The following is a 23266-nucleotide window of genomic DNA, read 5'->3' on the forward strand; positions in this document are numbered from 1 at the left end:
TCGATTCGTTCATCGCATCATCATGTCTCTGCTGCTCGTCGCGGCCCTCGTTCTGATCTGGAACGTGCTGGGCGCGCGCTGAGACGGCACCGGAGATCTGCCGGCGCCATCCTCGTGCTTAGCGGATGAGATGTGCTTCAGCGGGGCGCGGATGCGCCCGCCGGTCCGGCGGCTATTTCTTGCCCATCGCTGCGTCGACGCTGACCGGGCCTCCGCCCGCCGCCGAGAGATACAGGCAGGCGAAGCAGAACAGGATCGCCAGGGTGCCGTTGTTCAGCAGCGGCAGGAAGATCGGCGTCTCGCCCCTGAACATGTGGCCCATGAAGTAGGCGAAAGCCATTTCACCGGACAAGATGAAGGCTGCGAGGCGCGAGAACAGGCCGATCATGAGCAGCCCGCCAAGCACCAGTTCGAGCGCACCGGCGGCGCCGTAAAGCGACATCAGCTCGACCTTGGCGAACATTGGGACAGCCGGAAACTTGAACAGCTTGGCGACGCCGTACTGGAACAGCAGCAGGCCGGTGATGAAGCGAAACAGGCTCAGGAGAACCGGTTGAAAGCGAGTGAGATAAGGAAAGTCCATTGGTTTGCCCTCCATCCAATGCTGGACCCAATGCTGCGACTTGGACCGCATTCGCTTCCGCCTCGCAAGCCACCAGGATCAATTCAGCGCTGACATTTTCGTCATGTCGGACAAAACACCGCAATGCGCCGCCACCAGCTGCACGCGACCCTCTTTTTTGCACGTTCGCCTCGCGCTCGTCCGTAGGATTCCGGTGAAACCAGGGTGTGCAGGTTACGTCGGGGAGACCTACTCCCGCAAAGCAGGGACGACCAGGAACGGAATCATTCCGAGGATCACGCTCGCAAGTGCGAAGACGAGCAGGAGATCGTAGCCGTGCGTGGCATCGTGGATCAGGCCGCCGCTCCATGAACCGAAGGCCGAGCCGAGGCCGCTGCCGATCGAGATCGTGCCGAAGATGGTGCCGACGCGTTTGCCGCGAAAGATCTTCATGGCGGTGGCGCTGATCAGCGGCCCGCGGGAGCCCATCATGCTGCCGAAGCAGACGACGAAACCGGTGAGCAGAATGACGTTCGGATAGTACTGCAGCAGCCAGAGCAGAACGATGCCGAGAATCGAGATCGCGTAGCTGAGCAGCACCGACGGCCGGCGTCCGATCAGTCCGTCGAGCGCCGAGACGCCAAGCATGCCGAACACCAGCACGATTCCGGAGAAGCCCCAGGCGGTCGCGGCCTGGAGCGGCGGAAAGCCGGCGTCGATCAGATAGGCCACGATCTGCGCCGCGATCGCATACATGCCGACCGCGGTGAAGAAGAAGGTCGAGAACAGCGCCCAGAATGCGTGGTGGCGCATCGCGCTCGCAAGCGTCCAGCCGCTGTCGACGAAGTCAGGATCGCTCTTCTTGGCGACGTGCGGCGAGCCGGCCGCGAACATGCGCCAGGGCAGCAGCAACAGCGGCGCCAGCAGCCCGAGCGCTGCAAAGCCGAACAGCTGGTAGGTCTCGCGCCAGCCGAGATGATCGATCAGGAGCTGCGAGGCCGGCAGCAAGGCCAGCACGCCGCCGCCCATCGCCGAATAGACCACCGCCATGGCGGTCGGCAGCTTTGGTCCGAACCAGCGACCGAGCAGGATCGAGTTCGGCACATTGCCGATGAAGCCAACGCCGATGCCGACGCAGATGCCGATCGAGAGCTGGAATTGCCAGAGCGCGTGCGCATGGCTCGCGATCAGAAAGGCCGAACCGAGCAGGAGCAAGCCGAGCGCATAGACGAGGCGTGGCCCGGAATGATCGAACAGGCGCCCGACCAGGGGTGCAGTCATGCCGCTGACGAGCCAGGTGAGGGAGTAGATCGAGACGACCTGGGCGCGATCCCAGCCGAGGCTTTCGGAGATCGGCTTGAGGAAGACCGTGAAGCTCTCGCTCAAGCCCCGGCCAAGAACAGCCAGCGTGAAGCAGAGGCCGAGCACGACGAGTGCGGTGCGCACCGCGTCCCGCCGGGTGACTACGGCGCTATCCTTGCTCGCTTCCTTGGGCGTGTTCTGGTCCATTGCCGTCAGGGAGCGCGCATCCGTGCGCCATGACAAGCAGCGAAAAGCTCATGCGCCTATGCAGGCTTGATGAGGACGTGCTTCTTCCGATTCACTATCAATCGGAGCCTAGCGTCAGGATTCCTCTCTTCCTTTTCCCTGTGCTTAGCAACACGCGTCCGTCGTCATCGAAGTCTTCCCTCCGTAGGCGATATTGCGGATCGGTCACAACACGACCACCAAGGTTCATTGCGCCGTCCTTGATGTATTGACGAGCCTGAGCGTTTGAGCTCGAGAAACCAAGCTGCGTATTTGCTGCAGGCAGGGAGTCGCCAACCGAGACGATCAATACTGGAAGGTCAGTACCGAAGCTTCCATATTCGTAGGTCTCCTGTGCTGTGCGTTCTGCTTGCTCTGCGGCAGACCTTCCATGCATCAACGCTGTGGCTTCCCTAGCCAAAATCTTCTTTGCTTCGTTGATCTCGGCGCCTTCGAGACTTGCAAGGCGGGCGATGTCGGTCTGGCGTAGAGTAGTGAAAAGTTTCAAAAACCGTACAACATCCGCGTCTTCGGTGTTGCGCCAGAACTGGTAATATTCGTACGGCTTGAGCATATCGGCGTTCAGCCAAACCGCTCCAGATGCAGTTTTTCCCATCTTGGCGCCAGATGCAGTCGTTAGTAGAGGGCACGTTAAGGCGAACAGTTGAGGTGTGCCCATTCGTCTGCCAAGTTCAATACCGTTGACAATGTTTCCCCATTGATCAGAGCCTCCCATTTGCAAACGGCAGTCGTAACGCTTGTTGAGCTCAACGAAATCGAACGCCTGTAAGATCATGTAGTTGAATTCGATGAAGCTCATCTCTTGGTCTCGCTCCAATCTGAGCCTAACAGAATCCATCGCGAGCATTCGATTGACAGAGAAATGCCTCCCGACGTCGCGCAGCATTTCAATCCAGTTTAGGCGAGTCAGCCACTCAGCATTATCTGGCATGATCGCGTCTCTGGGGCCGGATCCGAATCTGACAAACTCAGGTCTGAATGTGCGGCGGATAGCGTCCTTGTTTGCTTCGATTTGCTCATACGTGAGCAGCTTTCGCGTTTCATCTCGCCCAGAAGGATCTCCAACTCGAGTGGTGCCGCCTCCCATCAGCGTGATTGGCCGATTTCCATACTCCTGCAGCCAATGGAGCATCATTATTGATAGTAAGTGGCCGACGTGGAGCGAGGGCGCTGTGCAGTCATAGCCGACGTAGGCGGTCAGTTCCCCCCGCCTCGCCAAGTCATCCAATGGTTCAACCGGCGCTGAGATTTGATGGATAAAGCCGCGCCACTGCAGCTCTCGCAGAAAATCTGATTTAAATTCAGTCATTTGTGTGCGACTCGGATAGTTCCAAGTTTACGGTGATTGCCGCAAGTTGCGGAACCCTTGCTCCTCGGGCTCCGGCAGTCTAGCTCGCTGTGGCATTATAAGATGTACTTGGTTGATACAAGTCACGCGTCCAGCAGCGACGTCGAGGCGCGCTTAAGATGATGTTGACGGCACTCGGTTTGATGAGCGGCACCTCGCTGGACGGGGTGGATGTCGCGCTGATCGAGACCGACGGAAAGCAGGTGAAGGCGTTCGGGCCGTCCGGTTACCGGCCCTACGGCCCGGCCGAGCGCAACCTGCTGCGCCAGGCGCTGAGCGAGGCCGTGCATCTGCAGCAACGCGACGCCCGCCCGGGCAGTCTGGGCGATGCCGAGCGTGCGGTGACGCAGGCCCATGCCGAAGCGGTCGCGGCCTTCCTCGCCCAGAATCGGATGAGGGCGGAGGACGTCGACATTGTCGGCTTCCACGGCCAGACCGTGCTGCACCGGCCCGAGAGGCGGCTAACGGTGCAGATCGGCGACGCGCCGGCGCTCGCAAGGGCCATCCATATTCCCGTGATGCACGACTTCCGCGCCGCCGACGTCGAGGCTGGCGGGCAGGGCGCCCCGCTCGTGCCGGTTTACCACCGCGCGCTCGCCCATTCGCTGGAGCGCGAAGGGCCGACCGTCGTGGTCAATATCGGCGGCGTCTCCAACATCACCTATATCGACGGCAACGATGCGTTGATCGCCTGCGACACCGGCCCCGGTAACGCGTTGCTGGACGATTTCATGTACCGCACCATGAACCAGTCGTTCGATGCCGAAGGCAAATTCGCCGCGCTCGGCAAGGTGGATGAAGCCTGGATCGCGCGGGCGCTGGAGCTGCCGTTCTTCGCAAGTCCGCCGCCGAAATCACTCGACCGCAACGATTTTGCGGCCCTGCGGCTCGGCGACGTGCTGCCTGCCGACGGCGCGGCGACGCTGACCGCCTTCACCGCGGCCGCGATTGCCCGCATCATTCCGCTGTTGCCGCGGCGGCCGCGCAGCTGGATCGTCTGCGGCGGCGGTGCCCGCAACCTCACCATGCTGCGGATGCTGCGGGAGCGGGTGGGCTCGGCCACGGTCGAGGCGGCCGAAACGCTCGGCTGGGCCTCGGACGCCATCGAGGCCCAGGCCTTCGGCTTTCTCGCGGTCCGCGGCATGAAGGGCCTGCCGCTGTCCTATCCCGCGACCACGGGCGTGCCGATGCCAATGACCGGCGGGGTGATCGCCAGGCCGTAAAGCGGGGTGCCCGCCGGCCAGCTTTGCGAGGAGACCGAACTTGAACGATTCTACGAATGGTTTTCCTCCGGGTCCCTCTGATGGTTTGCGGGGCACCTGTCTCCAATGTCAGCATCCCATCGGCTATCATCATCTGGAGGGCGATAGGTGCAGCTGCAAAGATTGCCACTGCCCGGGATTTGAAGACTATCCCCGTCCGGCAAACTCAAACTCGAAGCTCCCGGGCTAATATTTGGTAGTTAATGCAGGTGCATGGATCTTGACGATTGGATGCAGTTGCATCTATATTGGATGCAGTCGCATCTAACTGCCGGGATCCTTGCCATGACCTCTTCCCTGAAACTGATCAGCCACAAGCTTTGTCCCTATGTGCAGCGCGCGGTGATCGCGCTGAAGGAGAAGGGCGTGCCGGTTGAGCGGATCGACATCGATCTCGCCAACAAGCCCGACTGGTTTCTCAAACTCTCGCCGCTCGGCAAGGTGCCGGTGCTGGTGGTGACGGAGAAGGGCGAGGTCGCGCTGTTCGAGAGCAACGTGATCTGCGAGTACATCGAGGAGACGCAGGCAGGCAGCAGGCTGCATCCGGCGGATCCGTTGCAGCGGGCCGAGCACCGTGCCTGGATGGAATTCGGCTCGGCGATCCTCGGCGACCTCTGGGGCTTGGAGACCACAACCGATCCGGCGACGTTCGAAAGCAAGCGCCAGGCGCTGGTCGCAAAGTTCGCGCGTGTCGAGGCCGCGCTCGGCGCAGGTCCGTTCTTCGCCGGCAATGCGTTCAGTCTGGTCGATGCCGTGTTCGCGCCGATCTTCCGCTACTTCGATCTGTTCGACGCGCTGACAGAGCACGGCATTTTCAACGACGTGCCGAAGGTTCGTGCCTGGCGTGCCGAGCTCGCAAAGCGCCCGAGCGTGCGCAGCGCGGTCGGGGCGGACTATCCGCAGCTCTTGCGCGCCTTCCTCGTGCGCCACGACGCACATCTGCTCAAGCTCGCGGCCTGAGCACATGTCGCAATCAATGGCCTGGCTGTTGCTGGTGATCGCCGGCGCGCTCGATGTCGGCTGGGCGATCTCGATGAAATATGCGGAAGGCTACACGCGGGCAGGCTGGAGCGTTGCTTCGCTGGTGCTGCTTGCGGCCTTCGTCTTTTTGCTCGGACGCGCCTTGAAGGTGCTCGAGGTCGGCGTGGCCTATTCGGTGTGGACCGGCATTGGCGCCGCCGGCACGTTCCTGATGGGCGTGGTGCTGTTCGGCGAGACCTTGAGCGCGATGAAGCTTGCCGGCATCGCGCTCGTCTTGACGGGGATCGTCGCGCTCAAGCTGGCTTGAGCCGCGAACTCAGCCCGTAGCCCGGATGGAGCGAAGCGCAATCCGGGTCTTCTTCCGTGGATAGAGTCTCCCGGATTTCGCGTCGCTCGATCCGGGCTACAGAGTTTTCACCGCACGTTGGCGAGGCGCATGTCGAGATAGGCCGTGATGGTTTCCATCAGCGGCTCGAGCTTGGAGTCGAAGAAGTGGTTGGCGCCGGGGATGATCTGCTGGTCGATCACGATGCCTTTCTGGGTCTTCAGCTTCTCGACCAGCGTGTTGACGTCCTTGGGCGGCACCACCGCATCCTTCTCGCCATGCACGATCAGACCTGAGGACGGGCAGGGCGCGAGGAACGAGAAGTCGTAGAGGTTGGCCGGTGGCGCGATCGAGATGAAGCCCTCGACCTCGGGGCGGCGCATCAAGAGCTGCATGCCGATCCAGGCGCCGAAGGAGAAGCCGGCGACCCAGCAGGCGCGAGCCTCGGGATTGATGGTCTGCGCCCAATCGAGCGCGGCGGCCGCATCGGACAATTCGCCGGTGCCGTGGTCGAACGCGCCCTGGCTGCGGCCGACGCCGCGGAAATTGAAGCGCAGCACCGAGAAGCCGCGATGGGCGAAGGCGTAGTAGCACTGGTACACGATCTGATGGTTCATCGTGCCGTGGAACTGCGGATGCGGATGCAGGATCATCGCGATCGGCGCATTCTTCTGCTTGGCCGGGTGATAGCGGCCCTCGAGGCGGCCGGCGGGGCCGGTGAAAATGACTTCAGGCATCGATGATCTCTGATCTAAGTCCCTTGGAGGTGATCCCTGCGCAATCGTCCGATTGGGACTCTCGCAGCGTTGCCGCCGACGAGAGCACGGATGAAGGGTGGAGAGGCGCGCCCTCGGATGATGCGCGAGTGGCGCGCAGGTGAACTGACGCGCGCTTCTAACACAAGGCCAGGGTCAAAAAGCAAGCTTCTTCGACATCTCTCAATCAGCTCAAGAGCTTAGCCAGTCATTGCATTGTCATCTCTGGCTTGCCTGCCGCGACCTGGACCTGCCTGAATCAACCGAAGCACGGCAAGAGCCGGCCGTCCTGCCGAAGGGTGCTATCCAACTTATTGAAATCACGATTGTTTAGGGGGCGCCTGGGACGATTGCCGCGGGCGCGGTTCGGCTTCCGAGCGACGCGACCGCCGGCCGGTAGCGCCGGCTGCCGCCGAGCGTCTGGCCGTTGTCGAAGGCGAGCTCGAAATCCCCTGATGGCTTGAGGTCCACGCCGCGCACCCGGTCGAGATTGGCGAGCTTGGTCCGGTGGACGCGAACGATGGAAAAGGGCGCCAGCTCGCTTTCCGCCGCTGCCAGCGTGCCCCGTATGAGGTGCTGGGTGCCGTCGGCGAGGCTGTATTCGATGTAATTGCCGGCTGACGCGACCCAGAGGATATCGCGCGGCACCACGCGAATGCGGCTGGTGCCGTCGCGCAGCCAGATCAGATCGGGGGACGATGGCTGCGGCGGGGTGGGCGGCGCCGACGATGCGACTGCCGCGCTCTTCAGCTCACGCCGGCTTTCGAGCAGCCAGATCGTGGCGGCGATCAGAACAAAGGCCACGGCGTCTTTGCGGAATTCATACAGGACCGTCGCGAGCGAGAAACGGAAATCGTAGGCGCCGCCGGCGAGCCAGAGCGCGAGCTTCCGCACCCAGACCATGCCGGTGATGTGGAGGGTGGAGAAGCCGAGCAGAGCGATCGCCCCGATGGCCGCCTGGGCGGCGAGGCCGGCTGTCCGGCGCATGCGGCGCACGGCCAAGACCAGCATCGGCAGCAACAGCAGGATGACGGCGATGCTCGACATCTCCCAGAACAGCCGCCGGCCGATGTCGTAGCTGTCGCCGCGCCAGGCCGCGTCCTGGGCGAACGAAAACGCATTGACTACTCCGATCACGAGCGCGACGGCCGCAATCGCTGCCAACATCATCCGATCGCCGCTGCTGATCCCGAAATGGCAGCGACTCGTCCCAGCTGCCGGCGGCTCATCCCCTCGTGTCCGATTCTGATCCCAAACCGGCTCGACGCGCGCCGCAGGCGGAGCATTTTCGGTGTCAGCCATTTTCGTCAGTCCTGGCCGCAAAACCGCGTTCGTCGTCCCGTCAAGGAGCAGAAAACCATGACAACACCACAGCAATCCCAAAGCTCTGAAAGGCGTATCGACCTGGACTGGGTGCGGATTTTAGCCTTCGCGCTGCTCATCTTCTACCACGTCGGCATGCTCTACGTGTCCTGGGGATTTCACATCAAGAGCACGCACCGGCTGACGTGGCTGGAACCGGTGATGCTCTTCCTCAACCCATGGCGGCTGTCGCTTCTGTTCCTGGTGTCTGGGGTTGCCACCCGCTTCATGCTCGGCAAGTCCAGCCTCGCCTCGCTTGCCGGTGCGCGATCGGCGCGGCTCCTGATCCCGCTCATTTTCGGCATGCTCGTGATCGTGCCGCCGCAGGCCTATCTCCAGATCGTCGAAAGCCTCGGCTATCCCGCCGGCTTCTTCGATTTCTACGCCAGGCACTACTTCGCCTTCGGCGCGCAATTCTGTCCGAAGCCGTGCATCGTGTTGCCGACCTGGAACCACCTCTGGTTCGTGGTCTATCTGTGGGTCTACACCATGGCGTTGATCGGCGTGCTCGCGTTATGGCCGGCCGGAGCTGACTGGCTTGGCCGAAAGCTGGCTCGTGCGCTCACCGGCCCATGGCTCCTGATCGCGCCCTGCCTGCTGTATGCGGCCTGGCGCCTGGTGCTGTTCCCGGCTTTCCCGTCGACACACGCGCTGTTTGGCGACTGGTACAACCACGCGGACCACGCCACGGCCTTCCTGATCGGTTTCCTGCTGGCCAAGCAGGAGGGGATCTGGCGCGAACTCGAACGCCTGCGCTGGGCGGCCCTGCTGGCGGCCGCCGCCTGTTTCGCTGGCTTCATCCTGGTACGCGCCGGCCTGTTTGCGCCGTCGCCCATGCTGAAGTGGTTCGCCGCCTCGGCCTATGGCTGTTATCAATGGCTCGCGATCGCCGTCGTGCTGGGCTTTGCGCGGCGCACCTTCACAGCCGACAGCCCGGCGCGGCGCTATCTGACCGACGCGATCTTCCCGTACTACATCGTGCATCAGACCGCGATCATCGTGATCGCGCATCAATTGCATGGCAGCGGTCTGTCGGCCGGCATCGAAGCGTCCATTGTCATCGTCGGGACCGCGCTCACATGTGTGGCGACCTATGAGATCGTCCGGCGCGTTGCCTGGCTTCGGCCGCTGTTCGGGTTGCGGGCGGTGCCCCGAAGTGTTGCGAGGACGGAGCAACAGCTGGCCTGACGAGCGCACGCCCTCCGATTGGCCGAACGACAAAAGGTGCTAAGAGGGCCAGATGCCGAACCGTGTCTATCTCGACTGGAATGCGACCACGCCGCTGCGCCCCGAGGCGCGGGCAGCGATGGTTGCCGCCTTCGACCTGGTCGGCAATCCATCCTCGGTCCATGCCGAGGGGCGGGAGGCGCGGCGATTGGTCGAAGAGGCGCGCGCGACACTTGCGGCCGCGGTCGGAGCGCAGCCGCGCAACATCATCTTCACCTCTGCTGGAACCGAGGCCAATGCGCTGGCGCTCTCGCCGCGTTTGCGGGGCGCCTCCGGCGGACCTGTCGAGCGGCTGCTGGTCTCGGCGGTCGAGCACGCCTCGGTGCTGGCCGGCGGCCGGTTCCCGGCGGACAAGATCGGGCTGATCCAGGTCACGCGCTCCGGCGTGGTCGACCTCGATCATTTGAAGGCGCTGCTGAAGGGCGGCCCGCCAGCCCTGGTCTCGATCATGGCCGCCAACAACGAGACCGGCGCTCTTCAGCCCGTCACGGAGGCTGCAACCATCGTCCACGAGGTCGGCGGCCTGCTGCATGTCGACGCGATCCAGGCGCTTGGCAAAATACCGTTCGATATCAATTCAGTAGGCGCCGACCTTGCGACCTTTTCTGCGCACAAGATCGGCGGCCCCAAGGGGGTCGGCGCCCTGGCGATGGCCGATGGGATAAGCGGCCTTGAGCCGGTGCTGCGGGGCGGCGGACAGGAGTTCAGCCGCCGGGCCGGAACCGAGAACATTGCCGGGATCGCCGCCTTCGGAGCGGTGGTGAAGGCTGCGCTTCAGGCTATGCCGGAGGATGTGAAGTGTATGGCAAGTCTCAGAGATCGCTTGGAAAATGGCCTCCGCGAGGTTCCCGGGACGACCGTTTTTGCGAAAGACGTGGCGCGGTTACCAAATACCGTCCTCTTGACGGCGCCCGGCTTGAAGGCCGAAACCGCCGTGATCGGCTTCGATCTGGAAGGCATCGCGGTCTCTTCCGGCTCCGCCTGTTCCTCCGGAAAGGTCCAGCCCTCTCACGTCCTGTCCGCGATGGGCTATGATCCCGCGGTGGCCCAGGGAGCGGTGCGTCTCAGTTTGGGCTGGTCCACGGAATCGGCTGACATCAATAGGGCGTTAGAGGCTTGGCGAAAGCTTGGTAATACCCTACTTAAGGGCTGAGCGATGAAACACGGCTTGAACGGTTCTAAGCCCGTGCTTTCCGCAGAGAAATATCGTAATACTCGTTCGAGTTTGATCCACCGCGGTCCTTGAAACCGCGAGCGGAGGATGGAATGCCAGCCGTACAAGAGACGGTCGAGCGCGTGAAGCGCATCGACGTCGACCAGTATCGTTATGGGTTTGAGACCCTGATCGAGTCCGAGAAGGCCCCCAAGGGGCTGTCGGAAGAGATCGTCAAATACATCTCGCAGAAGAAGAACGAACCCGCCTGGATGCTGCAGTGGCGGCTGGAGGCCTATCGGCGCTGGCTGACCATGCAGGAGCCGACCTGGGCGCGCGTCGATTATCCGAAGATCGACTTCCAGGACCTCTATTACTACGCGGCGCCCAAGCCGAAGAAGACCGTCTCCTCGCTGGATGAGATCGATCCGGAGATCCTGAAGACCTACGAGAAGCTCGGCATCCCCTTGCGGGAAGTCGCCATGCTCGAAGGCGTCGAACCCAAGCCCGGTGAGGAGGATCCCGCCCGCCGCAAGATCGCGGTCGATGCTGTCTTCGATTCGGTCTCGGTTGCGACCACGTTCAAGGCCGAGCTGAAGAAGGCCGGCGTGATCTTCATGCCGATCTCGGAGGCGATCCGCGAGCACCCTGAATTGGTGCAGAAATATCTGGGATCGGTGGTTCCGACCTCGGACAATTTCTACGCGACGCTGAACTCGGCGGTGTTCTCCGACGGCTCGTTCGTCTATGTGCCGCCGGGCGTGCGCTGCCCGATGGAGCTGTCGACCTATTTCCGCATCAACGAGCGCAACACCGGCCAGTTCGAGCGCACGCTGATCATCGCCGACAAGGGTTCCTACGTCTCCTATCTCGAAGGCTGCACCGCGCCGCAGCGCGACGAGAACCAGCTGCATGCCGCCGTGGTCGAGCTCGTCGCCCTCGACGATGCCGAGATCAAGTATTCGACGGTGCAGAACTGGTATCCCGGCAATTCGGAAGGCAAGGGCGGCATCTACAATTTCGTCACCAAGCGTGGCGACTGCCGTGGCGCCAACTCGAAGATCTCCTGGACCCAGGTCGAGACCGGCTCCGCCATCACCTGGAAATACCCGAGCTGCATCCTGCGCGGTGACAATTCCCGCGGCGAGTTCTACTCGATCGCGATCTCGAACGGCTTCCAGCAGGTCGATAGCGGCACCAAGATGATCCATCTCGGCAAGAACACGTCGAGCCGGATCATCTCCAAGGGCATCGCCGCCGGCAAGTCGCAGAACACCTATCGCGGTCTCGTCACCGCGCATCGTAAGGCGACCGGCGCGCGCAACTTCACCGCCTGCGACTCGCTGCTGATCGGTGACAAATGCGGCGCGCACACGGTGCCATACATCGAGGCCAAGAACTCCTCGGCGACTTTCGAGCACGAGGCGACCACCTCGAAGATCTCCGAGGACGTGCTGTTCTACTGCATCCAGCGCGGGCTCAGCCAGGAAGAAGCGGTCGGCCTCGTCGTCAACGGCTTCGTCAAGGACGTGCTGCAGCAGCTGCCGATGGAGTTCGCGGTGGAAGCGCAGAAGCTGATCTCGATCTCGCTCGAAGGGTCGGTCGGCTAGCTCGGACCTCGTCCTGAAGAGGCCGCGCAAGCGGCCGCCTCGAAGGATGGATACCGGAAAGATTGGTGGCCTCAATCCTTCGAGACGCGCCTGCGGCGCTCCCTGGGATGAGGGGATAGATGGAAAAACATTATGGCTTTGCTTGAAGTGAAAGACCTCAAGGTTCGTGTCGAGGAGCGTGAGATCCTCCACGGGCTGACGCTGACCGTGAACGAGGGCGAGGTGCACGCGATCATGGGGCCGAACGGCTCCGGCAAGTCGACGCTCTCGCACGTCATCGCCGGCAAGCCCGGCTACGAGGTCACCGACGGCCAGATCCTGTTCAGGGGCGAGGACCTGCTGGAGATGGATCCCGACGAGCGCGCCGCCAAGGGCGTGTTCCTGGCGTTCCAATATCCGGTCGAGATCCCCGGCGTCACCACCATGAATTTCCTGCGCACGGCGCTGAACGCGCAGCGCAAGGCGCGCGGCGAGAGCGAGCTGATGGTGCCGGACTTCCTGAAGAAGGTCCGCGAAGTCTCGAAGTCGCTGAACATCCCGCAGGACATGCTCAAGCGCGGCGTCAATGTCGGCTTCTCCGGCGGCGAAAAGAAGCGCAACGAGGTGCTGCAGATGGCGCTGTTCGAGCCCAGCCTGTGCATCCTCGACGAGATGGATTCCGGCCTCGACATCGACGCCCTGCGCATCGCGGCCGACGGCGTCAACGCACTGCGCTCGCCGGGGCGCGCGATGGTCGTCATCACCCATTATCAGCGGCTGCTGAACTACATCGTGCCCGACGTCGTGCACGTGATGTCCAGGGGCCGCGTCGTGAAGAGCGGCGGCAAGGAATTGGCGCTGGAGCTGGAAGCCTCCGGCTACGCCCAGTTCGAGGATGCCGCGTAAGGAATTTTAAGATGAACGTTGCTGTGGCAAAGACCGGGAGCGGCCGCGCGGTGAGCGATCTCTTCGCCAGCGCCGAAGGCCGCCTGCCGGGTTCGCCTGACGTGATGGCGGCGCGCCGCGAGGCGTTCGAGACCTATGAGCGTCTCGGTCTGCCGCACCGCCGGATCGAGGAATGGAAATACACCGACCTGCGCGCGCTGGTCGGCGAGGTGCTGCCGCTGGCGGCCGTGCCCGATGCGACCGCGCTGAAGCGCGCCGCGGACGCGGTCAAGGCGCATGCCATCGCGGGCGCCCGCAAGCTGGTGCTGGTCGACGGCGTGTTCGCGGCTGAGCTTTCAGACGTGAAGGCGCTTGCGTCCGAGGTCGGCTTCAAGACTCTGCGCGAGACGCTGGATAAGGATGCCGGTCTCCTCAAGACCGCGTCCACCGATGCCGTGATCGCGGTCAACGCGGCGCTGGCGACCGACGGCGTGGTGCTGTCGATCGCGGATGGAACGCAGCTCTCTGCGCCGATCCAGATCATCCATGTTGCGACCGCCGCATCGGCCTCGGCTTTCACCCGCTCGCAGGTGGCGATCGGGAAGGGCGCCCGCGCCACCATCATCGAGAGCTTCGTCGCCGCCGGCGCTGCGGCCTACCAGGTCAACGACGCCGTTATGATCTCGGTCGGCGACGACGCCGACGTCGCGCATATCCGCCTGATGGACGATGCCGCCGATGCGGTGAACATCACCTCGCAGTTCGTTACCGTCGGCGCCAACACCAAGCTGAACGTCTTCAACATGACCAGCGGCGCTGCGGTCAGCCGCTTGCAGGGCTTCATTACGCTGGCGGGCGAGGGCAGCGAGCTCTCGGTCAACGGCGTCAACCTCCTGAAGAAGACCGAGCACGGCGACACCACGCTGGTGGTCGACCATGCCGTGCCGAACTGCGTCAGCCGCGAGATCTTCCGTGCGGTGATCGACGACCGCGCCCATTCGGTGTTCCAGGGCCGCATCATCGTCCGTCCCGACGCGCAGAAGACCGACGGCAAGATGATGACGCGCGCGCTGCTGCTCTCGGACGAGGCCGAGGCCGACAACAAGCCCGAACTCGAGATTTTTGCCGACGACGTCTCCTGCGGCCACGGCGCCACCGCCGGCGCGCTCGACGACAGTCTGCTGTTCTACCTGAAGGCCCGTGGCCTGCCGGAGAAGCAGGCCCAGGCGCTGCTGATCCAGGCCTTTGTCGGCGAGGCGATCGAGCAGATCGCCGATGATACTTTGCGCGAGCACGTGATCGGCATCGCCGAGCGCTGGCTGGAGCGGCGGTCATGAGCACGCATCCGGCGGTCAAGAACGGCGCCTATGACGTTGCGCGCGTGCGCCAGGATTTCCCGGCGCTCGCCATGCAGGTCTACGGCAAGCCGCTGGTCTATCTCGACAACGCCGCCTCGGCACAGAAGCCGAGTGCTGTGCTCGACCGCATGACGCAGGCCTATACATCCGAATACGCCAACGTGCATCGCGGCCTGCACTACCTCGCCAATGCCGCGACCGAAGCCTATGAGGGCGGCCGCACCAAGGTGGCGCAGTTCATCAACGCTGCGCGCACCGAGGAAGTCATCTTCACCCGCAACGCGACCGAGGCGATCAACCTGGTCGCGTCTTCGTGGGGCGCCCCGAATATCGGGGAAGGCGACGAGATCGTCATCTCCATCATGGAGCACCATTCCAACATCGTGCCCTGGCATTTCCTGAGGGAACGCCAGGGTGCCGTGATCAAATGGGCACCGGTCGACGATGAGGGTAATTTCCTCATCGACGAATTCGAGAAGCTGCTGACGTCGAAGACCAAGCTGGTCGCGATCACGCAGATGTCGAACGCGCTCGGCACCATCGTGCCGGTCAAGGACGTCGTCAGGATCGCCCATGCCCGCGGCATTCCGGTGCTGGTCGACGGCAGCCAGGGCGCGGTGCATCTGCCGGTCGACGTCCAGGATATCGGCTGCGACTTCTACGTCTTCACCGGTCACAAGGTCTATGGTCCGACCGGCATCGGCGTGCTCTGGGCCAAGTACGACCACCTCGTCGCGATGCGCCCCTTCAACGGCGGCGGCGAGATGATCCGCGAAGTCTCGCGCGATGTCGTCACCTATGGCGATCCCCCGCACAAGTTCGAGGCGGGCACGCCGGCGATCGTCGAGGCCGTCGGCCTTGGTACCGCCATCGATTACGTCAACTCGATCGGCAAGGAACGCATCGCCGCCTACGAGGCGGACCTCACCGCGTACGCCCAGGAGCGCCTGCGCGAGATCAACTCGCTGCGGCTGATCGGCACGGCGCGGGGCAAGGGCCCCGTGATCTCCTTCGAGCTCAAGGGCGCGCACGCCCACGACGTCGCCACCGTGATCGACCGCCAGGGCATCGCGGTGCGCGCCGGCACCCATTGCGTCATGCCGCTTTTAGAGCGGTTCAACGTGACGGCGACATGCCGGGCCTCGTTCGGCATGTATAATACGCGGGAAGAAGTCGATCATCTGGCACAGGCGCTGCTGAAGGCGCGGGATTTGTTTGCATGAGTGACACGGCCGAAATCAAAGCCAATCCGATGGAGACCCATTCGGCATTGCCGCCGGAGGAGACCGAGCGGCTGACCCGCGAGATCATCGCCGGGCTCAAGACCGTGTTCGACCCGGAAATCCCGGCCGACATCTACGAGCTCGGCCTGATCTACAAGGTTGAGATCAAGGACGACCGTTCCGTGGACGTGCAGATGACGCTGACGACGCCGAACTGTCCGGCCGCCGGCGAGCTGCCGACCATGGTCGAGAACGCGGTGGCGAGCGTGCCCGGCGTCGGCGTGGTCGACGTCAAGGTCGTCTGGGAGCCGCCGTGGTCGCCGGAACGCATGAGCGACGAGGCCCGCCTCGTGCTGAACATGTGGTGACGCCCTCGGGCCGCATTGAATTCGCTCCGCAACGGACCACATAGACAACATGACCCAGATTTCGTCAGGCTCGACACCAGCATCCACTCCGAAGCCGCGGCGGCCGCGCCCGCAGGTGATGCGGCTGACGGATGCCGCCGCCCAGCGCATCACCGAGCTGACCCAGCGTGCCGACTCGGAGATCGTGGGCTTGCGCGTCGGCGTAAAGAACGGCGGCTGCGCCGGCCAGTCCTACACGGTCGAATACGCCCACGACATCCGCCCGACCGACGAGGTCGTCGAGGACAAGGGCGTCAAGATCCTGGTCGATCCCAAGGCCGTGCTGTTCCTGCTCGGCACCGAGATGGACTACAAGGCCGACAAGATGCAGGCCCAGTTCGTCTTCAACAATCCCAACCAGGTCTCCGCCTGCGGTTGCGGCGAATCGGTCGAGTTGCGGCCGGCAAAGATCGACGGGTAGACTCTCCAGCGTCACTGCGAGGAGCCCGCGACAAAATTGCGAGCAATTTTGCGCTGGCGACAAAACAATCCAACCTGCCTCCGCGGCGGAAGTCTGGATTGCTTCGCTTCGCTCGCAATGACGGAAATGCTATGAAGGCTCACTTGCTTGCGCAGGGAAGCCTCCGATGGACCGCGAATTCCTGATCGACCTGTTCGCCGATTTCGGCCCGGTCACCATCCGGAAAATGTTCTCCGGCTACGGCATCTCCGCCGACGGCGTCAATTTCGCGCTGTCGCTGCGCGCCGGCCTGTTCTTTCGCGCCGACGAGACGACCATTCCCGACTTCGAGGCCGAAGGCTCGAAGCCGTTCCAGTATTCGACCCGCGCCAAGACCGTGGTTGTGAATTCCTACTGGGAGCTGCCGGCGCGCCTGTTCGACGATTCCCAGGAGCTTGCGCAATGGGCGAGGGCGGCGCTCACTGCCGCCCAGCGCGCCAAGGTGAAGAAGCGACCGAAGGCGAAGAAGGCGGCGGCGAAGAAGAAGGTTGCGCCGAAGAAGGGTGTGGCGAAGAAGGTTGCCGGGAAGGCGATGCGTAGGGTGGGTTAGCGCAGCGTAACCCACCACTTCATACATCTTGATAGACAAGAGGTGGGTTACGCTGCGCTAACCCACCCTACAGACGCGAGGATGAACGTCACGCCACCCGGCTGTGGCTCTCGATCGCGAATTCCGGATCGGCTTCGCAGATCACGCGGTTGCGGCCGTTGCGCTTGGCGGCGTAGAGGCAGGCGTCGGCACGCTCGATCAGCGCGTCGGTGTCGTCGCCCTCCCTGAGCATGGAGACGCCGACGGAGATGGTGACGCGGCCGAGGATCTCGCCGGTCGATTTCTTCTTCAATTCCTTCGCCATCACGGCGCGGCGAATGTGGTCGGCCACCGTCAGTGCCTGGCGCATCGCGGTGTTGGGGAGAACGACCGCGAATTCCTCGCCGCCGTAGCGCGCCGTGATGTCCTGGCCCTTGATGGTCTGCTTCAGCGAAAGGCCGACGAGCCGCAGCACCTGGTCGCCGGTGAGATGGCCGTAGGAATCGTTGAACGACTTGAAGTGATCGATGTCGAACAGCAGCAGCGACAGCGGCTCGCCCGAGACGAGCGCGCTCTGCACTGCGATGCCGATCATGCGGTCGAAATATTTGCGATTTCCCAGGCCCGTGAGCGGATCGGTCAGGCTTTCGGCGCGGATCGCCTCCAGGCTCTGCTGGAGATTGCTGATCTCGTTCTTCGACAGCGTCAGCCGGTCTTCGAGCGCCTTGTTGGTCTCGCGCATCTCGCTGGTGGAGCGCAGCAGCGCCTCGACGATCGCCTTGACCTGGTCGCGGTTCTCGGCCGACGACAGTTTCTCGGTCGCATCCGACAGACTGGTATCGTAGGCCCCGGTCATGCCGAGCGCCTCGCCCAACACCTTCACGACGTCGTCGATCTCGCCGACGACGCGCGCGCCGACCTTGTCGATGCGGTCGGTGGTCTTGATGTGGGAGAGATAGGTCTCGTAGATCTGCTCGAGATCGGCCTCGGTCAGCTTGCCGCTGCGCGCCAGCGTCTCATTGATGATCTTGTTGAGCGGTGCGTTGTAGCCGGTGGCGTAGACGTACCAGATCTCGTAATTGCGGGGAATGGCCGTCTGTCGAAGCGATCGGATCTGACCGAGCGCCACCTCGGCGAACGCCAGGGTGCGTTCGTGTTCGTCGAGTACCTTGATCACTGAACATCCCCACAGCGGCCGACGCGCCATCGACCGCAGCAATCCTTAAATTATGTTCGTAGGCTAACGGACGATCGTGAACGCCCCGTAAATATACGTTCACGGGGCATCCAAAAAATTGTAGATCGAGGATCTTCAACCGAAATCTGGCGCGCCAGCGCGCTTCAGGCGCCGGCGGGGGAGCGCACCGGCCGCAGAAGAAACGCCGGCAGATGCGAGTGATCGCCCGGCTCGCTGTCGATCTCGCGCTGGCGGCGCGGCTCGGGACGGCCGATCGAGGGCACATGCGACGAATTCGCTTGCGGGCGCACACCATTGCGCGGCTCGGATGATTGCCTGGCTTCGCGCGGAGGCCGTGCCTCGCGTGCCGGCCTCGCCTCGGGAGCCGCCCGTGCCTCGCCACGCGCCTCGCGCGGCTCGTGGCTGCGCTCGCGGTCATGACCGCGCCGCTCGCCGCGCTGCGGCTTGCCGCGTCCGCCGCGTGAACGCTCGCGGCCGCGCTGCTCGCGCGGACGCTCGCCTTGTTCGCCCGCTTCGGCGTGGACGTCATAGTCGCCTTCGGCGCGCGGAATGCTCTGGCCGATCAGCTTCTCGATCGCCGCCATCGACTTCTGGTCGAGCGGTGTCACGATCGAGATCGCGGTGCCGGTTCGGCCGGCGCGGCCGGTGCGGCCGATGCGGTGGACGTAATCGTCGGCGTGGTGGGGAACGTCGAAATTGAAGACGTGGCTGACCTCGGGAATGTCGAGGCCGCGGGCGGCGACGTCGGAGGCGACGAGGAGGGGCAGCTCACCCTTGCGGAACTGGTCGAGCGCGGCCATGCGGGCCGGCTGGTCCATGTCGCCGTGCAGGGCACCGACGCTGAAGCCGTGCTTCTGCAGCGATTTGTGAACGATCGCGACCTCGCGCTTGCGATTGCAGAAGATGATCGCGTTCTTGAGGTCCTTGGCCTCGCGTAGCAAACGGCGGAGCAATTCGCGCTTCTCGTGCGCCTCGCGGCCGGCGGGCACCTGGGTTTGCGTAACGGTGACGGCGGTCGTGGCGGGCCTGGAGACCTCGACCTTCTGCGGATTGTGCAGGAAGGCTTCGGTGATGCGCCGGATTTCCGGCGGCATGGTCGCGGTGAAGAACAGGGTCTGCCGCGTGAAGGGAACGAGCTTGCAGATGCGCTCGATGTCGGGGATGAAGCCCATGTCCAGCATGCGGTCGGCTTCGTCGATGACGAGCAGTTCGACGCCGGTGAGCAACAGGCCGCCGCGCTCGGTATGGTCGAGCAGCCGGCCGGGGGTGGCGATCAGCACGTCGACGCCGCGCATCAGCTTGGCATCCTGGTCGCCGAAGGAGACGCCGCCGATCAGGAGGGCGACGTTGAGCTTCTGGCCGGCGCCGTAGCGATCGAAGTTTTCCTTCACCTGGGCCGCGAGCTCGCGGGTTGGCTCGAGGATCAGCGTGCGCGGCATGCGCGCCCGGGCGCGGCCCTTTTCGAGGATTGTGAGCATCGGCAGCACGAAGGCCGCGGTCTTGCCGGTGCCGGTCTGGGCGATGCCGAGCACGTCCTTGCGTGCGAGGACGTGGGGGATCGCCTGTTCCTGAATCGGGGTGGGGGTGGTGTAACCGGTGGCCGCCACTGCGGCGAGGACTTTTTCGGACAGTCCGAGATCTGAAAAGGACATTGAGCCTCTGGTCGAAACCGCCGTTCGGAATCGAGGGTAATAAGGCTGTCGCGTTCCACCCCGAAACGGCGCGCTCTCGAAGAAGCTGGGGGTGCTGACTCACGCGGACAAAGCGCAAGGCTCAGGAATCGCTCTTCGATCTGAGCCGCGTCGACCCGGAACATAGGCGGGAATTGGCCAAAGTCAATGGAGCGGGCGCGGGAAGAGCCTAAAAAGCCTGAGGTTTTTGCCCAAATCACGGGCGCGGCTGGGGTTTTCCCCCGAGCCCCCTCCGCCTGGCCGCAACCGCCTAGACAGCAGCTAAGGCCCGTCCGTGCCTTTGGCCCGGAAATCACCTGGGGCCATGCCGTAGGCGGCGTTGAACACCCGGTAATAGGTCGCCAGGCTCTCGAAGCCGCACGAGGCGGCGATGTCGGCGATCAGCCGTTCCGGCGCCTCGCGCAGCAGGCGGCGGCTCTGTTTCAGGCGCTCGTCGGTCACCGTCTGGGAAAAGCTCTTCTCCGCCATCTCGAACAGCATGTGCAGGTGACGAACGGAGACGCCGAGCAGGTCGGCCACCATGGCTGGCGCAAGATTGGGGTCCTGAAGGTGGCGCGCGATCAGCCGTCGGGCTTGCGAGAGGCGGGCGGTCCGCAGTGCCTCCTGTCCCCGCCGGCTTCCGGGCCGCACGATGCCGCGCTCGATCAGCGCCAGGTGGGCCAACGCCTGGACTAACGAGGTCTGGACGGCAGAGGCCGTATCGTCCGCGGCGATTTCGCCGAGATCGGCGAAGCAGGCCGCGAGCAGGGGCGCCAGGGCCAGATCGTTGAAGGTCCGGGGCGCCAGCTCGCGCATGCGCTTGTCCTGCACCGGGATGTGGCTCACGGGGATCTTGAGGATCCGCAGGTGGAAGCCCCCGGTGCCCAGCGGGGCGGTGCGGTACGGCAGGTCGGTATGGCTGGTGGCGAAGCTGCCATTGGCAATGGCAAAGTCGCTTGCGCGCATGCCGCCGAACCAGCCGCCGCTGCCGAGCTGTTGGTAGACGCAGATCGCCTCACCCGGGGCATAGGCGATGTCCGACGCGCTGCGCTCGACCGCGTAGGGCGAGGCCTTCAGCTCGACGAGGCCGGCGCCGCCCAGCTTACGCAGCGAGAATTCGCCGAAGAAGTCCGCGCGCCGCTCGCGCGCGAGCTCGGCGGTGACACCGAACAACCCCTTGGCGCGCACCTCGCGCCAATAGTCGAAGCGATCCTTCGGGTCGACCTCGTCCGTACACCAGTGCAACACGGCAGCCCCTCGCTTCCGGCGAAATTGGCCAAAAGGAAACAGATTCTAGCGGAATCGGCCATAGTCGGATCGTACAATCGGAGCCCCCCGGGGTCCTTGAACCGTCGTAAGGTCTGGGCCGACTATCACACAGCGGCAGGGGGGTCCCATGAACTGCCGTTCGAAGATCGGTGGCAGGGCCGGTTCTGCAACGGGAAATTTTGCGATGACGCGTCGGCTTTTCAGAATTCTGGCGGCCCTTGGCCTCGCGGTGGGCCTGAGCGGTTTCGCGGGGCCCGCCTGGGCCGCTAAGCGCGTCGCGCTCGTCGTCGGCAACAACGACTACAAGAACGTGCCGAAGCTGCTCAAGGCGGTCAACGACGCCCGCACCATGGGCGACACGCTGAAGCAGCTCGGCTTCTCGGTGATGGTCGCCGAGAACCAGAGCCGGCAGCAATTCTCCGAGACGCTGCTCGCCTTCGACAAGGCCATCGAGCCCGGCGACACCGCGTTCTTCTTCTATGCCGGCCACGGTTTCGAGATCGCCGGCCAGAACTATCTGCTGCCGACCGACGTGCCGGCTGCGACGGAAGGGCAGGAGGAGCTGGTGCGCGACGCTTCGATCCTGGCCGACCGCATCGTCGAGCGGCTGCAGAACAAGAAGGCGCGGACCTCGATCCTGGTGTTCGACGCCTGCCGCAACAATCCGTTCGAGCGCAAGGGCACCCGCGCGGTCGCCGGCGCCGGCGGTCTCGCACCGATGACCCAGCTGCCCGAGGGCGTGTTCTCGGTGTTCTCCGCGGGTCCCCGCCAGACCGCGCTCGATCGGCTCTCCAATGACGACGCCAATCCAAACTCAGTGTTTACGCGCACCTTCGCCAAGGAGCTGCTCAAGCCCGGCGAGAATCTGGTGCAGGTGGCGCAGCGTACCCGCCGAGCCGTCAGCGAGCTCGCCGACACCGTGAAGCACAGGCAGGTGCCGGTCTATTTCGACCAGATGGTCGACGATGTCTTCCTCAGCGGCCTCGCCAAGGACACCGCCGCGCGTTCGGACGATCCGCCGCCCACGAAGCTTGCGGCGCTACCGCCGGTGTCGGTGCCGCAGATGCCCAAGGAGGAGACCCTCAACGCGCCGATCGCGAGCTTCTCGCGTCACAATGGCGGCTGGAGCGTGACCTTCTCTTTCGCCGATCCGACGCTCGGCATTTCCTGGCGCATTGCCGGCACGGGCGATTTCCGCGAGACCGGGTTCATCGACACGCTCGATCCGCGCACCCGCAAGCGGATGCCGAACCCGTCGATCGAGCTGCCGCCGGATGCGCAGGCTGGCACGATCGAGGTCCGTTATGTCGATCAGTCCGGCGACATGCAGGGCCCGTTCCCGATCAGGTTCGATCCCGAGGCCGCGCTGATCCGCGACCAGCGCAAGATCCTCGACATGACCTCGACGAGCTGGCTGTCGTTCCGCGAGTTCAACGGGCTGCTCGTCTACTACACCCATCTCGTCTCCTACCGCTGCGCCATCCGCGAGGTGCGCATCGGCGTCGACAGCGCCGTGCCCAACCAGGTGCTGAAGATGCCGCCCTGCGACATGCGCGACCCCAGCGCGGTCAGCGCCGGCATGCCGCTCTACATGAAGCTCGCGCCAAGCACGAAATCCGTCTCGGTGGAGCTGACCTATCGCGACGGCAGCGTGTCGGAGATCAAGAGCTTCAGGAGCGCGAACCGGAGTAATAATTGACGTCCTGTTCGATTGTGACGGGATGATCTTGCGCAGCGGCCGAACTTGGACACGCCAAGGTGAAAGTGCTAGAGCCGGGAATGACAAAGTTCATTATTGTCGCGCTCTTTACGACGCTTCCGGTTCTGGCTCAAACGAATCCAGTTCCCACAGCCCCACCTCTCACCGATCGCGAACGCGTCCAGGCGGACCGCGCGAAGGCTGCCGAGGATGAGAAGGGGGCTCCGGCCACGCGACCATGGGATCGCGACGCCGATGGCAAACGGCCGTGGGACCGCAAGTCGCCAAAGTCCTGAGACGAGAAGCTCGCTTCCCCCCGCGGAAGGAACAACTCCTGCCGGGCTGGATTGTCTGCCAAACCAGGGAGACGATCCATGATCCGTAAATCCATCCTCGTCACGATCGCTTGTGCTGCGCTTTCGACGGCCGCCCTTGCTCAAGGAGGCGGTGGTGGCG

The 23266-nt window shown here is 63.8% G+C and carries 21 protein-coding genes; 13 read left to right on the forward strand and 8 right to left on the reverse strand.

Features of this window, described 5'->3' with window-relative positions; translation table 11 throughout:
• Nucleotides 1–172 precede the first annotated feature (172 nt).
• From I6F21_RS04785 to tyrS, 3 genes are all read right to left on the reverse strand, one after another.
• Nucleotides 173–583 (reverse strand): DoxX family protein, encoded by a 411-nt coding sequence (locus tag I6F21_RS04785; RefSeq protein WP_036000011.1) that lies wholly within the window; start codon nt 581–583, stop codon nt 173–175.
• 228 nt (nt 584–811) lie between these two features.
• On the reverse strand, nt 812–2071 hold the full coding sequence (locus tag I6F21_RS04790) for an MFS transporter (protein WP_225140366.1): 1260 nt from the start codon (nt 2069–2071) through the stop codon (nt 812–814).
• Between the two features lie 97 nt (nt 2072–2168).
• Nucleotides 2169–3419 (reverse strand): tyrosine--tRNA ligase, encoded by a 1251-nt coding sequence (gene tyrS / locus I6F21_RS04795; RefSeq protein WP_225140345.1) that lies wholly within the window; start codon nt 3417–3419, stop codon nt 2169–2171.
• Nucleotides 3420–3577: 158 nt separating this feature from the next.
• Between tyrS and I6F21_RS04800 the strand changes: the two genes are divergently transcribed.
• The 3 genes from I6F21_RS04800 (at nt 3578) to I6F21_RS04810 (ending at nt 6008) form a co-directional block, all read left to right on the forward strand.
• Nucleotides 3578–4681 carry an anhydro-N-acetylmuramic acid kinase gene (locus I6F21_RS04800; RefSeq protein ID WP_109143901.1) on the forward strand — a complete coding sequence of 368 codons (1104 nt, stop codon included), beginning with the start codon at nt 3578–3580 and terminating at the stop codon, nt 4679–4681.
• Nucleotides 4682–5005: 324 nt separating this feature from the next.
• Nucleotides 5006–5680, forward strand: coding sequence for a glutathione S-transferase family protein (locus I6F21_RS04805; protein WP_225140346.1), 675 nt, complete (start codon nt 5006–5008; stop codon nt 5678–5680).
• A gap of 4 nt (nt 5681–5684) precedes the next feature.
• Nucleotides 5685–6008 carry a multidrug efflux SMR transporter gene (locus tag I6F21_RS04810; RefSeq protein ID WP_225140347.1) on the forward strand — a complete coding sequence of 108 codons (324 nt, stop codon included), beginning with the start codon at nt 5685–5687 and terminating at the stop codon, nt 6006–6008.
• Between the two features lie 107 nt (nt 6009–6115).
• On the opposite strand, the gene I6F21_RS04815 is transcribed toward I6F21_RS04810, so the two are convergent.
• A complete protein-coding gene (locus I6F21_RS04815; RefSeq protein WP_035999994.1) occupies nt 6116–6763 on the reverse strand; it encodes an alpha/beta hydrolase in 648 nt (215 codons plus the stop codon).
• Nucleotides 6764–7111: 348 nt separating this feature from the next.
• Complete coding sequence (locus tag I6F21_RS04820) at nt 7112–7951, reverse strand: LytTR family DNA-binding domain-containing protein (protein WP_225140348.1); 840 nt, start codon at nt 7949–7951, stop codon at nt 7112–7114.
• A 189-nt stretch (nt 7952–8140) separates the two neighbouring features.
• Here I6F21_RS04820 and I6F21_RS04825 point away from each other — a divergent pair, with 189 nt between their 5' ends.
• From I6F21_RS04825 to I6F21_RS04865, 9 genes are all read left to right on the forward strand, one after another.
• Nucleotides 8141–9331: an acyltransferase family protein gene (locus I6F21_RS04825; protein WP_225140367.1), complete on the forward strand. Its 1191-nt coding sequence runs from the start codon at nt 8141–8143 to the stop codon at nt 9329–9331.
• A gap of 52 nt (nt 9332–9383) precedes the next feature.
• Nucleotides 9384–10523, forward strand: a complete 1140-nt coding sequence (locus I6F21_RS04830) for a cysteine desulfurase family protein (RefSeq protein WP_225140349.1) — start codon at nt 9384–9386, stop codon at nt 10521–10523.
• Between the two features lie 113 nt (nt 10524–10636).
• On the forward strand, nt 10637–12133 hold the full coding sequence (gene sufB, locus I6F21_RS04835; protein WP_225140350.1) for a Fe-S cluster assembly protein SufB: 1497 nt from the start codon (nt 10637–10639) through the stop codon (nt 12131–12133).
• A gap of 132 nt (nt 12134–12265) precedes the next feature.
• A complete protein-coding gene (gene sufC, locus I6F21_RS04840; protein WP_035999976.1) occupies nt 12266–13018 on the forward strand; it encodes a Fe-S cluster assembly ATPase SufC in 753 nt (250 codons plus the stop codon).
• 11 nt (nt 13019–13029) lie between these two features.
• A complete protein-coding gene (gene sufD / locus I6F21_RS04845; protein WP_225140351.1) occupies nt 13030–14334 on the forward strand; it encodes a Fe-S cluster assembly protein SufD in 1305 nt (434 codons plus the stop codon).
• Nucleotides 14331–15578, forward strand: coding sequence for a cysteine desulfurase (locus I6F21_RS04850; RefSeq protein WP_225140352.1), 1248 nt, complete (start codon nt 14331–14333; stop codon nt 15576–15578). Before sufD ends, I6F21_RS04850 begins: the two co-directional genes overlap by 4 nt.
• Entirely contained in the window at nt 15575–15946 is a 372-nt protein-coding gene (locus I6F21_RS04855) for an SUF system Fe-S cluster assembly protein (RefSeq protein WP_018641712.1), read from the forward strand. Before I6F21_RS04850 ends, I6F21_RS04855 begins: the two co-directional genes overlap by 4 nt.
• A gap of 49 nt (nt 15947–15995) precedes the next feature.
• Nucleotides 15996–16406 carry an iron-sulfur cluster assembly accessory protein gene (locus tag I6F21_RS04860; protein ID WP_074447904.1) on the forward strand — a complete coding sequence of 137 codons (411 nt, stop codon included), beginning with the start codon at nt 15996–15998 and terminating at the stop codon, nt 16404–16406.
• A gap of 166 nt (nt 16407–16572) precedes the next feature.
• A complete protein-coding gene (locus I6F21_RS04865) occupies nt 16573–16995 on the forward strand; it encodes a TfoX/Sxy family protein (RefSeq protein WP_057029081.1) in 423 nt (140 codons plus the stop codon).
• An 88-nt stretch (nt 16996–17083) separates the two neighbouring features.
• Here I6F21_RS04865 and I6F21_RS04870 read toward each other — a convergent pair whose 3' ends face one another.
• The 3 genes from I6F21_RS04870 to I6F21_RS04880 all read right to left on the reverse strand — a co-directional run bounded on the left by I6F21_RS04870 (nt 17084) and on the right by I6F21_RS04880 (nt 21090).
• Nucleotides 17084–18151 (reverse strand): GGDEF domain-containing protein, encoded by a 1068-nt coding sequence (locus tag I6F21_RS04870; protein WP_225140353.1) that lies wholly within the window; start codon nt 18149–18151, stop codon nt 17084–17086.
• A gap of 164 nt (nt 18152–18315) precedes the next feature.
• Nucleotides 18316–19824, reverse strand: a complete 1509-nt coding sequence (locus I6F21_RS04875; protein ID WP_225140354.1) for a DEAD/DEAH box helicase — start codon at nt 19822–19824, stop codon at nt 18316–18318.
• Between the two features lie 300 nt (nt 19825–20124).
• Entirely contained in the window at nt 20125–21090 is a 966-nt protein-coding gene (locus tag I6F21_RS04880) for a helix-turn-helix domain-containing protein (protein ID WP_225140355.1), read from the reverse strand.
• A gap of 205 nt (nt 21091–21295) precedes the next feature.
• Here I6F21_RS04880 and I6F21_RS04885 point away from each other — a divergent pair, with 205 nt between their 5' ends.
• A complete protein-coding gene (locus I6F21_RS04885) occupies nt 21296–22810 on the forward strand; it encodes a caspase family protein (RefSeq protein ID WP_225125540.1) in 1515 nt (504 codons plus the stop codon).
• Nucleotides 22811–23266: the final 456 nt, after the last annotated feature.

The sequence above is a fragment of the Bradyrhizobium sp. NBAIM03 genome (assembly GCF_020194055.1).
GTDB classification, from domain to species: Bacteria; Pseudomonadota; Alphaproteobacteria; order Rhizobiales; family Xanthobacteraceae; genus Bradyrhizobium; species Bradyrhizobium yuanmingense.

What these genes read in the sequence shown, in the direction of transcription:
- I6F21_RS04785 (WP_036000011.1), bottom strand. Translation starts at nt 583, where the DNA reads ATGGACTTTCCTTATCTCACTCGCTTTCAACCGGTTCTCCTGAGCCTG.
- I6F21_RS04790 (WP_225140366.1), bottom strand. Translation starts at nt 2,071, where the DNA reads ATGGACCAGAACACGCCCAAGGAAGCGAGCAAGGATAGCGCCGTAGTC.
- tyrS (WP_225140345.1), bottom strand. Translation starts at nt 3,419, where the DNA reads ATGACTGAATTTAAATCAGATTTTCTGCGAGAGCTGCAGTGGCGCGGC.
- I6F21_RS04800 (WP_109143901.1), top strand. Translation starts at nt 3,578, where the DNA reads ATGATGTTGACGGCACTCGGTTTGATGAGCGGCACCTCGCTGGACGGG.
- I6F21_RS04805 (WP_225140346.1), top strand. Translation starts at nt 5,006, where the DNA reads ATGACCTCTTCCCTGAAACTGATCAGCCACAAGCTTTGTCCCTATGTG.
- I6F21_RS04810 (WP_225140347.1), top strand. Translation starts at nt 5,685, where the DNA reads ATGTCGCAATCAATGGCCTGGCTGTTGCTGGTGATCGCCGGCGCGCTC.
- I6F21_RS04815 (WP_035999994.1), bottom strand. Translation starts at nt 6,763, where the DNA reads ATGCCTGAAGTCATTTTCACCGGCCCCGCCGGCCGCCTCGAGGGCCGC.
- I6F21_RS04820 (WP_225140348.1), bottom strand. Translation starts at nt 7,951, where the DNA reads ATGATGTTGGCAGCGATTGCGGCCGTCGCGCTCGTGATCGGAGTAGTC.
- I6F21_RS04825 (WP_225140367.1), top strand. Translation starts at nt 8,141, where the DNA reads ATGACAACACCACAGCAATCCCAAAGCTCTGAAAGGCGTATCGACCTG.
- I6F21_RS04830 (WP_225140349.1), top strand. Translation starts at nt 9,384, where the DNA reads ATGCCGAACCGTGTCTATCTCGACTGGAATGCGACCACGCCGCTGCGC.
- sufB (WP_225140350.1), top strand. Translation starts at nt 10,637, where the DNA reads ATGCCAGCCGTACAAGAGACGGTCGAGCGCGTGAAGCGCATCGACGTC.
- sufC (WP_035999976.1), top strand. Translation starts at nt 12,266, where the DNA reads ATGGCTTTGCTTGAAGTGAAAGACCTCAAGGTTCGTGTCGAGGAGCGT.
- sufD (WP_225140351.1), top strand. Translation starts at nt 13,030, where the DNA reads ATGAACGTTGCTGTGGCAAAGACCGGGAGCGGCCGCGCGGTGAGCGAT.
- I6F21_RS04850 (WP_225140352.1), top strand. Translation starts at nt 14,331, where the DNA reads ATGAGCACGCATCCGGCGGTCAAGAACGGCGCCTATGACGTTGCGCGC.
- I6F21_RS04855 (WP_018641712.1), top strand. Translation starts at nt 15,575, where the DNA reads ATGAGTGACACGGCCGAAATCAAAGCCAATCCGATGGAGACCCATTCG.
- I6F21_RS04860 (WP_074447904.1), top strand. Translation starts at nt 15,996, where the DNA reads ATGACCCAGATTTCGTCAGGCTCGACACCAGCATCCACTCCGAAGCCG.
- I6F21_RS04865 (WP_057029081.1), top strand. Translation starts at nt 16,573, where the DNA reads ATGGACCGCGAATTCCTGATCGACCTGTTCGCCGATTTCGGCCCGGTC.
- I6F21_RS04875 (WP_225140354.1), bottom strand. Translation starts at nt 19,824, where the DNA reads ATGTCCTTTTCAGATCTCGGACTGTCCGAAAAAGTCCTCGCCGCAGTG.
- I6F21_RS04885 (WP_225125540.1), top strand. Translation starts at nt 21,296, where the DNA reads ATGACGCGTCGGCTTTTCAGAATTCTGGCGGCCCTTGGCCTCGCGGTG.